Source organism: Streptomyces sp. NBC_01268, assembly GCF_036240795.1.
Classification (GTDB): domain Bacteria; phylum Actinomycetota; class Actinomycetes; order Streptomycetales; family Streptomycetaceae; genus Streptomyces.
The window spans coordinates 1,649,249-1,662,619 of record NZ_CP108454.1; the positions used below are offsets into that span (position 1 = coordinate 1,649,249).

A 13,371-nucleotide genomic window follows, 5' to 3' on the forward strand; every position below is an offset into this window, starting at 1 on the left:
ACGAGCAGTCGGGAGGAAGACATCATGGGCGACAAGGCGAACGCACACTCCGGGGCCGCCGGCAGGGCGCCAACGGCCGACCGGCCCTCGGCCGTGCGGAACGTGGTGCTGGTCGGCCACAGCGGATCGGGCAAGACGACCCTCGTCGAGGCCCTGGCCCAGACCGCGGGGGCGGTCAACCGGGCCGGGCGCGTCGAGGACGGCGGGACGGTCTCGGACTACGACGAGATCGAGCACCGCCAGCAGCGCTCCGTACAGCTCTCCCTCGTCCCGCTCGAATGGGGCGGGTGCAAGATCAACCTTCTGGACACCCCCGGATACGCCGACTTCGTCGGTGAGCTGAGGGCCGGTCTGCGCGCGGCGGACGCGGCCCTCTTCGTCGTCTCGGCGGCACAGGAGGCCGACGCGGTCATGGGCTCCACGCACGCGGTGTGGGAGGAGTGCGCCGCCGTCGGCATGCCGCGGGCGATCGTGGTGACCCATCTCGACACGGCGCGCACCGACTTCGCCCGGCTCACCGAGGTCTGCGCCGGACTGTTCGGCGGCGACGACCCCGACGCCGTACTCCCCCTGTACCTGCCCGTGCGCGGCGAGGAGGGCGCCGACGGGCACGCTCCGGCCACCGGTCTCGTGGGGCTGCTCACGGAGCGCATCTTCGACTACACGTCGGGGGTACGGCGGGAGGACCCGCCCGACGAGGCGCAGCGGCAGCTGATCGCCCAGGCGCGCGGACGGCTGATCGAGGGGATCATCGCCGAGAGCGAGGACGAGACCCTGATGGACCGCTATCTCGGCGGCGAGGAGATCGACCTCGAGACGCTCGTCGACGACCTGGAGAAGGCGGTCGCACGCGGCACCTTCCACCCGGTGCTCGCCGCCGCCCCCGCGGCGGACGGCGGCAAGCAGGGGCTCGGCACGGTGGAGCTCCTGGAGCTGATCACCGGCGGCTTCCCCACGCCGCTGGAGCGCGCGGCCCCGGTGGTCACGAGCCCGGAGGGCGTGCCGGGGCCGGCCCTGACCTGCGATCCGGACGGGCCGCTGGTCGCGGAGGTCGTGAAGACCTCCTCGGACCCGTACGTGGGCCGGATGTCGCTGGTCCGGGTCTTCTCGGGCACCCTGCGCCCGGACGCGACCGTGCACGTGTCGGGGCACGGGCTCGACGACGGGGACCACGAGGAGCGGGACCGGCATGACGCCGACGAGCGGGTGGGGGCGCTGACCTCGCCGTTCGGCAAGCAGCAGCGGGCCATGGCGCAGTGCGTCGCGGGCGACCTGGCGTGTGTGGGCAAGCTGGCCCGCGCGGAGACGGGCGACACGCTGTCCGCGAAGGACGCCCCGCTCCTGATGGAGCCGTGGGCGATGCCCGAGCCGCTGCTCCCGCTGGCGATCGAGGCGCACAGCAAGGCCGACGAGGACCGTCTGTCGCAGGGGCTGGCGCGGCTGGTGGCCGAGGACCCGACGATGCGGCTCGAACAGAACCAGGACACGCATCAGGTCGTCCTGTGGTGCCTGGGCGAGGCGCACGCGGACGTGGCCCTGGAGCGGCTGCGCGGCCGCTTCGGCGTGCAGGTCGACACCGTCCCGCACAAGGTGTCGCTGCGGGAGACCTTCGGCGGTGCGGCCGCCGGACGCGGCCGGCATGTGAAGCAGTCGGGCGGCCACGGCCAGTACGCGATCTGCGAGATCGACGTGGAGCCATTGCCCGCGGGCAGCGGCATCGAGTTCGTGGACAAGGTGGTCGGCGGCGCGGTGCCGCGCCAGTTCATCCCGTCCGTGGAGAAGGGCATCCGGGCGCAGGCGGCCCGCGGGATCGTGGCCGGCCATCCGCTGGTCGACATCCGGGTCACCCTGCGGGACGGCAAGGCGCACTCGGTGGACTCCTCCGACGCGGCCTTCCAGACGGCGGGCGCCCTGGCTCTGCGGGAGGCGGCGGCCGAGGTGCCGATCCGTCTCCTGGAGCCGGTGGCGGAGGTGTCGGTGCTGGTCCCGGACGGTTACGTGGGTCCGGTGATGAGCGATCTGTCGGGTCGGCGGGGCCGGGTGGTCGGCACCGAGCAGGCGGGGCCGGGGCGGACGCTGGTGCGGGCGGAGGTGCCGGAGATCGAGATCGGGCGGTACGCGGTCGACCTGCGGTCGGTCTCGCACGGCACGGGCAGCTTCCACCGTGCGTACGCGCGGCACGAGGCGATGCCTCCGCATCTGGCGGACAAGCTGCGCGAACAGGAGGAAAAGGGGTAACGGCTGACGGACCGTCGATCCGTGGGCTCCGGATGCCGCCCGGCCAACTCCCTTTCGGCGGGCGGCATTCGGACGCCTTCGTCCGGTCCCGTGACGCATCCGTCGTCGCCCGGTTACGCTGTGGTGCCCAGCTCAGAAGGTGTGCGGGGCGCGGCAGTTGGGAACAGCCCGCACAGGGACCGTGGTGATGGGGGCGGCAGTGACGATCGGCAGTTTCGGCATCGGGGCGCAGATTCCCCTGCAGGGCTCGGACGCGCAGACGGCGGCGACCCACGCCCTCGCCTCCGCCGCGTACCGCGACAGCCCGGTCGGGGCGATCCTGGACGCCAACAGCGAGTGGCACAAGTCCACGGTCAAGGAAGGCAAGTGGCACAAGCTGTTCCGGCCCGACCTCGGCGAGGCCTTCTCCCGCGCGGTGCAGGTGCGGATGCTGGGCGGCGCCCGCAAGCCGCTGATCCAGTCGTTCGGCGCCGAGCCGCAGCCCGTCGTCGAGCACTGCCTGGCCGCCACCCGCATCCGCAAGCAGCGCGACGTGAAGCTGACGCTGGTGACGCTCGTCTTCGGTCTGCTGTTCCTGCCGGGGCTGCTGCTGTGGCTGGGCGTGATCCAGCTGCGCAGGATCGCCGCCGGCTCCGACAACAAGCGGACCAGCGCCCTCGGCACCGCCCTGCTCGTCGCGGCGGGCATCTTCGCCTTCCTCGTGCTGCTGAAGCTGCCGTTCGACGGCGTGCTGCCCAACTACCTGCGCGCCATGGTGGTGGCCCCGGTGGCCGGCTGGTACCTCGCCCGCCGGATCTGCGAGAGCACCGCCCAGGACCTGCGCGAGCGCTGGACCGCCCTGCTCAGCGGCGGCGGCATCGGCGCCAAGATCCCCGAGGCCGTGCCGCAGGACCCGGGCGAGAAGACCGCGGAGGAGCTGCGGCAGAACCTGGAGAAGCTCTCCGCCGAGCAGCAGTCCAACGTCATCTTCTACGCGGGCCCCAAGGGGATACTGGGCATGGGCACCCGCTGGGGCAGCTGGACCCTCGCCGAGGAGCTGATCCCGCAGAACGGCAAGGAGATCCACGACTTCCGCGCCTGGGACGTGGTCCGCGAGATCCACACCCAGCTGACGCTGCTGGAGCGCGGTTCGCTGAAGACCGGCTTCCCCAAGCCGACGGTGAAGCACTGGATCGTCTCGCCGGTCGGCGAGGGCGCCGACGAGGTGGGCCGGCCGGAGGGCGAGAACATCGTCGCCTTCCAGGTGAAGCCGCACGAGATACAGCGCATCTGCAACGACCAGCAGTTCGGCAGTGGGAACCGGCACTATCTGGGCGTCCAGTTCACGCTCTGGGACGGGCAGCTGGTCCTCACCATGATGGTGACGGTCACCTCGCTGCACCACACGCTGCGCGTCGAGGTCACCGGCCACGCGCTCGGCCCGGTCCACTCGCTGTTCACCAGCAAGCCGAAGGCGAAGACCAAGGAGGTCTCCAAGACCGTCAGGTTCTGGGAGACCCGTGAGATCAAGCTGCCGCTGACCGACACCGACGACGTGGTGCGTCAGGCCGTCCGCGCACCGCTGACCTGGTTCCCGCCGGTCCTGGACTTCCTCGGCGGCAAGCTGGTCCTGCCGGAGCCCTTCGGCCTGCGCCACCCCTGGGCGAGCCCGCCCTGGAAGAACCGCTTCATGGCCGACGACGCCATCCGCGCCGCGACCCCCGTCCTGCGGGCGGTGCACGCCGCGACCATCAAGGTCCTCGACGACCACGGCGTGGACACGGAGCGCTTCACCAACCGCTCGCTGGTCCTCAGCGGCGGCATCCAGGACCCGGGCCCGAAGAAGGCCGACATCTACGACGCGTAGGGCCGGGGCGGCCCCACGCGTCGGATCCGGGTCCCGGGGACCGGCCGGCTCAGATGCCGGCCGGCCAGGCGTCGGCCAGCATCTTCCGGGTGTCGGCGAGGAGCTGCGGCAGCACCTTGGTGTGGCCGACCACCGGCATGAAGTTGGTGTCCCCGCCCCAGCGGGGCACGACGTGCTGGTGCAGATGGGCGGCGATCCCGGCCCCGGCGACCGTGCCCTGGTTCATGCCGATGTTGAAGCCGTGCGCGCCGGAGGCGGCCCGCAGCGCGACCATGGCCCGCTTGGTGAACTCGCCGAGCTCCGCGGTCTCGGCGGTGTCGAGGTCGGTGTAGTCGGCGACGTGCCGGTACGGCACGACCATCAGGTGGCCGCCGTTGTACGGGTAGAGGTTGAGGACCGCGTACACGCTCCGGCCCCGGGCGATCACCAGGCCGTCCTCGTCCGACTTGGAGGGGATCACGCAGAAGGGACACCCGTCGTCGGCGCCCGGCCCGGTGGGCTTGTTCTCGCCCTGGATGTAGGCCATCCGGTGAGGCGTCCACAGGCGCTGGAACGCGTCCTGCGTCCCCACTCCGATCTGCTGCTCCGGCTCAGTCGTCATGCTGTGCAGCATATTGCTTCGCCCGTTCGGATCGTGTCGCCGGGGCGGAAGATCCGTGCAGGGACCATGCTGAACCGATGAGAGACAGGCCGCCGGTCCCGCCCGCGCAGGAGCGCTGGGACAGCGAGATGGAGACCCCGCTGACGGTGACGGCCCTGGTCTTCCTCGCCGCCTACGCGGTACGGATCCTGGGGCACCACCTGCCGGACCCCGTGAAGGACCTCTGCCTCGCCCTGACGTTCGCCGCCTGGGCCGTCTTCCTCGTGGACTACGTCGTACGGATCAGGCTGAGCGGCACGGGCGTGCTGCGCTTCGTGCGCCACCATCTCCTCGACACCGTGGTGCTCATCCTGCCGCTGCTGCGCCCGCTGCGGGTCGTGAGCGTCTACGACCGGGTCCAGCGCCGCCGCGACAAGCCCCGGCTGACCCTGTACGCCCGGGTCATGGCGTACGGGGGGATGACGGCGGGGCTCCTCGGCTTCGCGGGGGCGCTGACCGTCTACCAGTTCGAGTACGACGCCCCCGGCGCGACGATCCGCACGTTCGGCGACTCGGTGTGGTGGGCGTGCGCGACGCTGGCGACGGTGGGCTACGGGGACGTGACCCCGGTGACCCCGATGGGGCGCCTGACGGCGGTCGGGATGATGGGGGTCGGCCTGGCCCTGCTCGGCGCGGTGACGGGTTCCTTCTCGTCCTGGCTGATCCAGGCGTTCACCCGCGAGGACGAGAAGGGGCCCCCGGGGAACTCCCCGGGGGCCTCCTGACCGTTCCTGCGGGCCGTCAGACCTGGACGCGGTCCTCGACGGCCTTGGCGATCTTGGCGATGGCCTCGTCGACCGGGATGCCGTTCTCCTGCGAACCGTCGCGGTAGCGGAAGGAGACGGCACCGTTGGCCATGTCCTCGTCGCCGGCGATGATCATGAACGGGACCTTCTGCTTCTGCGCGTTGCGGATCTTCTTCTGCATCCGGTCCGCGGAGGCGTCGACCTCCACCCGCAGGCCCTGCTTCTTCGCCTTGGCGGCGAACTCCTGCAGGTACGGGATGTGCGCGTCGCCGATCGGGATGCCGGTCGCCTGGACCGGGGCGAGCCAGGCCGGGAAGGCACCCGCGTAGTGCTCCAGGAGCACCGCGAAGAACCGCTCGATCGAGCCGAACAGCGCGCGGTGGATCATGACCGGGCGCTGCTTGGTGCCGTCCGGGGAGGTGTACTCCAGGTCGAACCGCTCCGGCAGGTTGAAGTCGAGCTGCACGGTCGACATCTGCCAGGTACGGCCGATGGCGTCCCGCGCCTGCACCGAGATCTTCGGGCCGTAGAACGCGGCGCCGCCCGGGTCGGGGGTCAGCGGCAGGCCCTGCTTCTCGGCGACCTGCTGGAGGACCGAGGTGGCCTCCTCCCAGACCTCGTCCGACCCGACGTACTTCTCCGGGTCCTTGGTGGACAGCTCCAGGTAGAAGTCGGTCAGACCGTAGTCGCGCAGCAGGTTCAGGACGAAGGTGAGCGTCTTGTCGAGCTCGTCCGCCATCTGCTCGCGGGTGCAGTAGATGTGCGCGTCGTCCTGGGTGAAGCCCCGGGCACGGGTCAGACCGTGCACGACGCCGGACTTCTCGTACCGGTACACGGTGCCGAACTCGAACAGGCGCAGCGGCAGCTCACGGTAGGAGCGCCCGCGCGCGTCGAAGATCAGGTTGTGCATCGGGCAGTTCATGGGCTTGAGGTAGTAGTCCACGCCCTCGTCGAGCTGCATGGGGGGGTACATGCCCTCGGCGTACCAGTCGAGGTGACCGGACTTCTCGAACAGCTTGCCCTTGGTGGCGTGCGGCGAGTAGACGAACTCGTAGCCCTCCTCCTCGTGCCGCTTGCGCGAGTAGTCCTCCATGACCCGGCGGATGATGCCGCCCTTGGGGTGGAAGACGGCGAGGCCCGAGCCGATCTCGTCCGGGATGGAGAACAGGTCCAGCTCGTTGCCCAGCTTGCGGTGGTCGCGCTTCTCGGCCTCGGCGAGGAACTCGAGGTGGGCCTTCAGCTCCTCCTTCGACGGCCACGCGGTGCCGTAGATGCGCTGGAGCATCGGGTTCTTCTCGCTGCCGCGCCAGTAGGCGGCGGCGTTGCGCATCAGCTTGAACGCCGGGATGTTCCGGGTGGTGGGCAGGTGCGGACCGCGGCAGAGGTCCTTCCAGCACAGGTCGCCGGTCTTGGCGTCCAGGTTGTCGTAGATCGACAGCTCGCCGCCGCCGACCTCGACGTTCGCGCCGTCGTCGGTCGAGGCCGAGCCCTTGATGCCGATGAGCTCCAGCTTGTACGGCTCGTCCGCGAGCTCCTCGCGGGCCTCCTCGTCCGTGACGACACGGCGGGAGAAGCGCTGGCCGCGCTTCTGGATCTCCTGCATCTTCTTCTCGATGACCTTGAGGTCCTCGGGAGTGAAGGGCTTCTCGACGTCGAAGTCGTAGTAGAAGCCGTCCCGGACCGGCGGGCCGATGCCCAGCTTGGCCTCGGGGAACAGCTCCTGCACGGCCTGGGCCATGACGTGCGCGGTGGAGTGGCGGAGGATGTCGAGACCGTCCGGCGAGGAGATCTCCACCCCCTCGACGACGTCGCCCTCGGCGAGTACGTACGCCAGGTCCTTCAGCTCGCCCGCGACACGGGCGGCGATCACGGTACGGTCGTCGGCGAACAGGGCGCCGGCCGTGGTGCCCGCGCTCACCGTCCTCTCCTCTGATCCCGAGGCGGACTGGACGGTCACACGGACTTCAGACACAGATGCTCCATACATAGGGGCGCTGGCAGACACGAAGTGCCGGCGCCGGCGGTGCGCGGCAGAGACGAGGTGCCGCGCAGGCCTTGATCCTACCGGGGGTCCGCGTCCCGCCCCTCAGTCATTTTCGCCGCACGCCTCCTCGAAGAAGTCCGCGTTCTCGATCGTCTCCTGCATCGACTTCATCAGACGGTCCCGGACCGCCTCGTCCACCTGCACCGGCGCGACCCCGCTCGCCTCGGTGAGCCGCCGGAAGCCGCCCCTGCTCTCCAGCCTGCCCACGACCCGGATCGGCAGCCCGACCAGATGGGCGTGCCCGGCCGTCCGGTACGCGTCCTCGTCGAGGGTCACCCGGACGTGCCGCACGTCCGCCCCGGCCAGCACGCGCAGCCGTACGGTGCCCTCGCCCCGCGGGCCCGAGCGGCGCATCCGGACGACGCTGCCGGTGATCCGCACCGGCACGGAGGGCTCGTCGGCCAGATAGCGGGCGGTCGCCTCGCGGAGCGCGGGCAGGTCGCCGGGCGAGAACTCGACGGGCTCGGGGCGGGCGGCGCAGCCCATGGGGGTGCCGGCCGCCGGGGACCACTCCAGGGCGACGCCGGCGCCCTCGGTGCCGCGCACCAGCGCGACCAGGGCCTCGGTCAGCTCCCGGCTCACCCCGGCCTCGACGGCGGTGTCGAAGGCCTCCATGCCGCCGGTCGCCCGCTGGTAGTCGACGGCCTCACGGGCCGCGTAGAGCGCGTGGTAGAGGCGTACGGAGACGGCCCGGCCCGGGTCGACGGGCAGGAAGGCGGTGAGCCCGCCGCCCGGCGCACCGTCGACGACGACGCTCTCCAGGGAGGCCTGGGCCTGCCTGCGGTGCCGGGCCCCGTGGTAGCCGGCGCGGCCGCGCACGGCGAGGGCGCCGGCCAGCAGCATGCCGCGGGCGGCGGACCGCAACTGCTCCTGCACCGGCCAGGGCACGCCTCCGGACGGGCCCGGCGGCACGTCGCGCCACCAGCGGATCTCGTCGCTGGGGACGGCGAGTCCGGTCAGCACCTCGCGGGCCGAGGGCGTGCCGCTGCGGGCGAGCGCGGTCAGGGCCTCGCCGATCAGGTCCTCGCAGTCGGGGAAGGCCCGGCTGTCCGGCACCAGGAGGCTGGTGCCGCGGCCGCCCGGCTCGGGGCCGGGCGGGGCCCAGCGGCTGTAGCGGCCGGCGGCGCCGCCGTGCCGCCGCCAGCCGTGCCGGGCGAGCAGCGCGCCGAGCACGCGCGGGTCGACCCCGCCGGGGTCGGGTTCGTCGATCGGCCGCATCAGGGTCTCCCTCCCACGCCGACCCGGGCCATGATCTCGCAGAGCGCCCGGTCGTCGAAGATCCGCGCCGTCGAGACGCGCACGGTGGTCCTGCGCCGTCCCGTGACCGGGTGGCCGGCCAGGTTGATCCAGTAGCAGCAGTGCCGCAGGTCGAGCCGGTCGTGGTCGGCCCGCAGCCAGTCCTCCCGGTCCCGCGGCACGAGCATCACGACCAGGATCTTGTGCACGGCCACGGGCGTCCGGGCCAGCTTCACCAGGTGCTCGTTGTCCAGGGTGAACGAGAACGCGGGTGCGGCGCCGGGGGTGCGCGGCGGCAGTTGGTAGGTGCACTTCAGCTGCACCTTGATGGTCACCTCGTCGTCGACCGTGTGCCCGGGGGCACTGTGGCTCACGTGCCAGTCGATGCCGTTGTCCGGGAACGGCTGCGACAGCGAGCAGCCCGCCGCCGCCGCGACCGCGTGGAGGTACCCCACCTGGAGGGTCTCCATGCAGGCGGTGGTGGCGAGCGAGCCGCGCAGCGGTGCCGCCCGCTGGGGCGGCGGCCCTCCCCATTCGGGCTGGGCGATCGCCATGTCAATTCCCTTCCCCGTCAGCTCTGTTGTGACCGGTTTGCGTACGGTGCAAACAGCCCGGGTATCACCGTTTCGGGCAGGGGGATGGCCATCTGCCGCGCACGTGCGAGGAGTTCGGGGATGACGACGCACTGGTTCGATGGGCCCCTGGCCGCATTCGACACGGAGACCACGGGAGTCGACGTCGAGGAGGACCGGATCGTGTCCGCCGCCCTCGTCGTCCAGGACGCCGCGGGCATGCGCCCGCGGGTGACGCGCTGGCTGGTGAACCCCGGCGTCCCGGTGCCGGCGGGAGCCACCGCCGTGCACGGGCTGACGGACGATCACCTCCAGCGCAACGGGCGCTGGCCCTCGCCGGTGGTGGAGGAGCTGGCCCGGGCGATAGCCGAACAGAGCGCGGCGGGGCGGCCCCTGGTGGTGATGAACGCGCCCTTCGACCTGACGATCCTGGACCGCGAGCTGCGCCGCCACCGCGCCTCCTCGCTCGGCACCTACCTGGACGGCGTCCCGCTGTGCGTGCTCGACCCGCGGGTGCTGGACAAGCACCTGGACCGGTACCGCAAGGGCCGCCGGACCCTGACGGACCTGTGCGAGCAGTACGGCGTGGTGCTGGACGGCGCCCACGACGCGGCGGCGGACGCCTCGGCCGCGCTCGAGGTCGTGCGATCGGTGGGGCGGCGTTTCGCCTCGCGCCTGGAGCGCCTGTCGCCGCCGGAACTGCACACGCTGCAGGCGGTGTGGCACGCGGCGCAGGCGCGCGGCCTGCAGGCCTGGTTCGCCCGGCAGGGCACTCCGGAGGCGGTGGACCCGGCGTGGCCGCTGCGTCCGGAGCTGCGGACGGCGGCGTAGGTACGGCGCCCGGACGGCTTCCGGCCGACGGCGCGGGGGTGCCGGAAACGGCTGAGGCCGGTCCGTCGTCTGACGGACCGGCCTCTCCCGGTGGGCGATACTGGGATCGAACCAGTGACCCCTTCGGTGTGAACGAAGTGCTCTCCCGCTGAGCTAATCGCCCGGGAACGGGTTGAACCATACAGGGCTTTCGGGGTCTCGTTCAAACCGCCCGCAGCAGGGCCGCGAGTCCGCGCCGCCCGGAGCGCATCATCAGGGCGTGGTTGGCGCGGAACACGGGCCGCCCGGGCACGGCGAGCGCGCGCATGAGCGGGCTGCGGACCTCGACCTCCTGCTCGTAGACGGCACGGGTGCCGACGCCCTCCGGGGCGAGCGTCCAGCGGGCCCAGCCGTCCAGGTCCCCGCTCAGCGCGACCTCCAGGACCCGCGCGCCGGGGTCGCGGCGCCGGGCCTCGGCGGTGACGACGAGGTCGTACGGGAGGAGGGACCGGAAGCGTGCGGTGCCGGTGCGCTCGTCGATCGGGACCACCTCGCGGACCTGGGGCCACCAGCGGGGGTACTCCTCGGCGCGTTCGAGCACGGCGTAGACGGCGTCGGGCGGGGCGGCGAGGCGCCAGACGCTGCGGAAGCGGTAGCGGCACCAGTCCATGCCCTCAGTGTGGGCTACTCAGGCGCGGATCTGAGTAGCCGCACCCATCCCCTCCCACCGTGTCCGGCGCCACACTCCGCGTATGGAATCCTCCCTGCCTCCCGCGGAAGAGCTGGTGCTCGTCGACCGCGAACTGGCCCGACTCGACGCCCACCGGGCCCAGTTGCTGGCCCGCCGGGACTGGCTTCTGCGGGTGCTGCACGCGCCGGTGGCGGCTCCCGCGCCGGTGCGGCCCGAGGCCACGCCGCGCAGCGCGCAGAACGTGCTGCTCAGCCTCGGCGGCGGGCTGCTGGCCGTCGCGGCGGTCGCCTTCACCCTGGTGAGCTGGGGTTCGATGGGCATCGGCGGCCGGGCGGCCGTCCTCGGCGCGGTGACCTCGGCGGCGCTCCTGGCACCGGTGGCGCTGCTGCGCAAGGGGCTGCGGTCCACGGCGGAGTCGGTGGCGGCGCTGGGCCTGGTCCTCACACTCCTCGACGCGTACGCCCTGCACCGGGTGGCGCTGGCGGACACGGGCGCCCTGGCGTACACGGCGTCGGCGGCCGGTGTCCTGGCCGCCGGCTGGGCCGGGTACGGCGCCGCCCTCACCCGGCTGCGGCTCCCGCTGCCCGCGGCCGCGGTCGCGGCCCAACTCCCGCTGCCTCTGGGAGTGCTGGCCGCCGGGGGCGGGGTGCTGTCGTTCGCGTGGGCGGCGCTGGCCACGGCCGTCCTCGACCTCGCGGTCGCCCGGCGGACCAGGCCGGCCCCGGTCCGGATCACCGCTCTCGTCACGGCGGGCGTGCTCGGCGGCTGGGCCCTGCTCACCGGTCTCGCCCTGTCGGCCGGGACGCCGCTGCGCGCGACCCCGCTGCTGCTGGCCTGCGCCGCGGTCCTGCTGTACGGGGCGGTGCGCACCGCCCCGGCGGCGCTGCCGGCGGCGACCCTGGCCGGGCTGGCGCTGATCGCGTCGGCCGGCGGGCTGCTGCGCCCGGTGCTCCCCGAGGTCTGGACGGTGCCCGGGTACGCGGTGTGCGCGGTGGTCCTGGCGGGCGTGGCCCTGTGGGGCCGGGACGTCGCCACCGTCGTGCGCGCGACGGCGCCGTCGGCGGCGGGTGCGGTGCGGCGTGGTCTGGGCTTCGCCGGTGGCGGCGTGCTCGGGCTGGCGCTGGTGTGGGCGCTGCCGCCGGTGGCGGCGGGGCTGCTGGGGCCGCTGGCCCGCGCGGGAGCGCCGTGGTCGGGCGAGCACGCGGAGCCGCTCCTGGAGGGCTACCCGGCGACGGCGCCACTGGTCCTGCTGCTCGCGGCCGCCGCCCTGGCGACGGTCCCCCGCCCGTGGGCCCGCTGCGGCACCCTCGTTCTGGCCTGGGCGCTGCTCACCGCGCTGCCGGTGTCCCTGGGGCTCCCCTACGCGGCGACGCTCGCGCTGCAGCTCCTGACGGCCGGGGCGGCCCTGGGCGTGGCCGTGCGGCCCGCGCTCCTGACGCGCGGGCTGCCGGAGCCGGAGCCGCTCGGCGCGCCCGGGGCGGGGCCCGCGCCGGAGCCGAGCGCCGAGCCCGCCGAGGTGGTGGCGTGGCTCGCGTACGCCGGTGGGCTCGCCTCCGCGCTGGGGGCGGTGGCGCTGGGTCTCGACGTGCGGGCGGCGACGTTCGCGGCGCTCGGGGTGGTTCTCGCGCTGTGCGTGGGGGTCGCGGCGGCGGGGACCGGTGCGCGGCGCCTCGTCGCGGCCTGCGGGGCGGTGCTCGCGGCGGCCGGCCTGGTCGGTGCCGGGGCCGTGGCAGCGCACGCCGGTCCGGCGGTGACCGGGCTGGCCCTCCTCGCCGTGCCGGCCGGGACCGCCGGGGTCGGCGCGTGGCTGCGGCGCCGCCCGGTGGCGGTGGCCGTGGAGGGCGCGGGCGCCGCGGTGGCGCTGTGCGCGCTCGGGCTCACCGTGGGACGGCCGGCGCTGCTCGCGCTCGCGCTGGCCCTCGGCGGGGTGCTCGCGGCGGCGACGGCGGTGCGGCCGGAGCGCCGCCCGGTCGCCTCGTGGGTCGCCGCCGCGCTGTTCCTGCTGGCCACCTGGGTGCGGCTCGCGGTGTGGGAGGTGACGACGCCGGAGGCGTACACGCTGCCGGTGACCGTGCCGGCCCTGGCCGTGGGCGTGCTGCGGCGCCGGCGGGACCCGGAGGCCTCGTCGTGGACGGCGTACGGGCCGGGTCTCGCCGTGACGCTGCTGCCGAGCCTCCTGGCGGCCTGGACGGACCCGGAGTGGGCGCGCCCGCTGCTGCTGGGGGTCGGGGCACTCGTGGTGACGCTGCTGGGTGCCCGGTTCCGGCTGCAGGCGCTGCTGGTGCTGGGCGGCACGGTGCTGGCCCTGGACGGGCTGCACGAGCTCGCGCCGTACGTCGTGCAGGTGGTGGGCGCGCTGCCGCGCTGGCTGCCGCCGGCCCTGGCCGGTCTGCTGCTCCTGGCGGTGGGGGCGACGTACGAGCAGCGGCTGCGCGACGCGCGCCGGCTGCGGGAGCGGCTGGGGCGGATGCGCTGAGCGATCCCCGCGCGCGGGGAGCGCGGGGGAACGCCGAAGGCCCGGAGACGGTGTCGTCTCCGGGCCTTCGGG

At 73.5% G+C, this 13,371-nt stretch carries 10 protein-coding genes and 1 tRNA gene; 5 read left to right on the plus strand and 6 right to left on the minus strand.

Annotated elements, in window-relative coordinates; all coding sequences use genetic code 11:
* The first annotated feature begins 24 nt into the window (after positions 1–24).
* Positions 25–2,238, plus strand: coding sequence for an elongation factor G-like protein EF-G2 (locus OG309_RS07025; protein WP_329419024.1), 2,214 nt, complete (start codon positions 25–27; stop codon positions 2,236–2,238).
* 187 nt (positions 2,239–2,425) lie between these two features.
* Complete coding sequence (locus OG309_RS07030) at positions 2,426–4,084, plus strand: hypothetical protein (RefSeq protein ID WP_329419026.1); 1,659 nt, start codon at positions 2,426–2,428, stop codon at positions 4,082–4,084.
* Between the two features lie 49 nt (positions 4,085–4,133).
* Here OG309_RS07030 and OG309_RS07035 read toward each other — a convergent pair whose 3' ends face one another.
* Positions 4,134–4,697, minus strand: a complete 564-nt coding sequence (locus OG309_RS07035; protein ID WP_329419028.1) for an HIT family protein — start codon at positions 4,695–4,697, stop codon at positions 4,134–4,136.
* A 65-nt stretch (positions 4,698–4,762) separates the two neighbouring features.
* Between OG309_RS07035 and OG309_RS07040 the strand changes: the two genes are divergently transcribed.
* On the plus strand, positions 4,763–5,449 hold the full coding sequence (locus tag OG309_RS07040) for a potassium channel family protein (RefSeq protein ID WP_329419030.1): 687 nt from the start codon (positions 4,763–4,765) through the stop codon (positions 5,447–5,449).
* A gap of 16 nt (positions 5,450–5,465) precedes the next feature.
* Here OG309_RS07040 and thrS read toward each other — a convergent pair whose 3' ends face one another.
* The 3 genes from thrS to OG309_RS07055 all read right to left on the minus strand — a co-directional run bounded on the left by thrS (position 5,466) and on the right by OG309_RS07055 (position 9,304).
* Positions 5,466–7,442: a threonine--tRNA ligase gene (gene thrS, locus OG309_RS07045; protein ID WP_329419031.1), complete on the minus strand. Its 1,977-nt coding sequence runs from the start codon at positions 7,440–7,442 to the stop codon at positions 5,466–5,468.
* A gap of 114 nt (positions 7,443–7,556) precedes the next feature.
* On the minus strand, positions 7,557–8,732 hold the full coding sequence (locus OG309_RS07050) for a hypothetical protein (RefSeq protein WP_329419033.1): 1,176 nt from the start codon (positions 8,730–8,732) through the stop codon (positions 7,557–7,559).
* Complete coding sequence (locus OG309_RS07055; RefSeq protein ID WP_329419035.1) at positions 8,732–9,304, minus strand: DUF4365 domain-containing protein; 573 nt, start codon at positions 9,302–9,304, stop codon at positions 8,732–8,734. The genes OG309_RS07050 and OG309_RS07055 overlap by 1 nt, the downstream gene beginning before the upstream one ends.
* A 120-nt stretch (positions 9,305–9,424) precedes the next feature.
* Between OG309_RS07055 and OG309_RS07060 the strand changes: the two genes are divergently transcribed.
* Complete coding sequence (locus OG309_RS07060) at positions 9,425–10,153, plus strand: 3'-5' exonuclease (protein ID WP_329419036.1); 729 nt, start codon at positions 9,425–9,427, stop codon at positions 10,151–10,153.
* A 91-nt stretch (positions 10,154–10,244) separates the two neighbouring features.
* On the opposite strand, the gene OG309_RS07065 is transcribed toward OG309_RS07060, so the two are convergent.
* Both OG309_RS07065 and OG309_RS07070 read right to left on the minus strand, forming a co-directional pair.
* A tRNA-Val gene (locus OG309_RS07065) sits at positions 10,245–10,316 on the minus strand.
* Between the two features lie 39 nt (positions 10,317–10,355).
* Positions 10,356–10,802, minus strand: coding sequence for an SRPBCC family protein (locus tag OG309_RS07070; protein WP_329419037.1), 447 nt, complete (start codon positions 10,800–10,802; stop codon positions 10,356–10,358).
* 82 nt (positions 10,803–10,884) lie between these two features.
* On the opposite strand from OG309_RS07070, the gene OG309_RS07075 reads away from it, so the two are divergent.
* Positions 10,885–13,299 (plus strand): SCO7613 C-terminal domain-containing membrane protein, encoded by a 2,415-nt coding sequence (locus tag OG309_RS07075; protein WP_329419038.1) that lies wholly within the window; start codon positions 10,885–10,887, stop codon positions 13,297–13,299.
* The last annotated feature ends 72 nt before the right edge of the window (positions 13,300–13,371 follow it).

Bases quoted from the DNA above. Each gene is read 5' to 3' on its own strand.
- OG309_RS07025 (WP_329419024.1), top strand. From the start codon at position 25: ATGGGCGACAAGGCGAACGCACACTCCGGGGCCGCCGGCAGGGCGCCA.
- OG309_RS07030 (WP_329419026.1), top strand. From the start codon at position 2,426: ATGGGGGCGGCAGTGACGATCGGCAGTTTCGGCATCGGGGCGCAGATT.
- OG309_RS07035 (WP_329419028.1), bottom strand. From the start codon at position 4,697: ATGCTGCACAGCATGACGACTGAGCCGGAGCAGCAGATCGGAGTGGGG.
- OG309_RS07040 (WP_329419030.1), top strand. From the start codon at position 4,763: ATGAGAGACAGGCCGCCGGTCCCGCCCGCGCAGGAGCGCTGGGACAGC.
- OG309_RS07050 (WP_329419033.1), bottom strand. From the start codon at position 8,732: ATGCGGCCGATCGACGAACCCGACCCCGGCGGGGTCGACCCGCGCGTG.
- OG309_RS07055 (WP_329419035.1), bottom strand. From the start codon at position 9,304: ATGGCGATCGCCCAGCCCGAATGGGGAGGGCCGCCGCCCCAGCGGGCG.
- OG309_RS07060 (WP_329419036.1), top strand. From the start codon at position 9,425: ATGACGACGCACTGGTTCGATGGGCCCCTGGCCGCATTCGACACGGAG.
- OG309_RS07070 (WP_329419037.1), bottom strand. From the start codon at position 10,802: ATGGACTGGTGCCGCTACCGCTTCCGCAGCGTCTGGCGCCTCGCCGCC.
- OG309_RS07075 (WP_329419038.1), top strand. From the start codon at position 10,885: ATGGAATCCTCCCTGCCTCCCGCGGAAGAGCTGGTGCTCGTCGACCGC.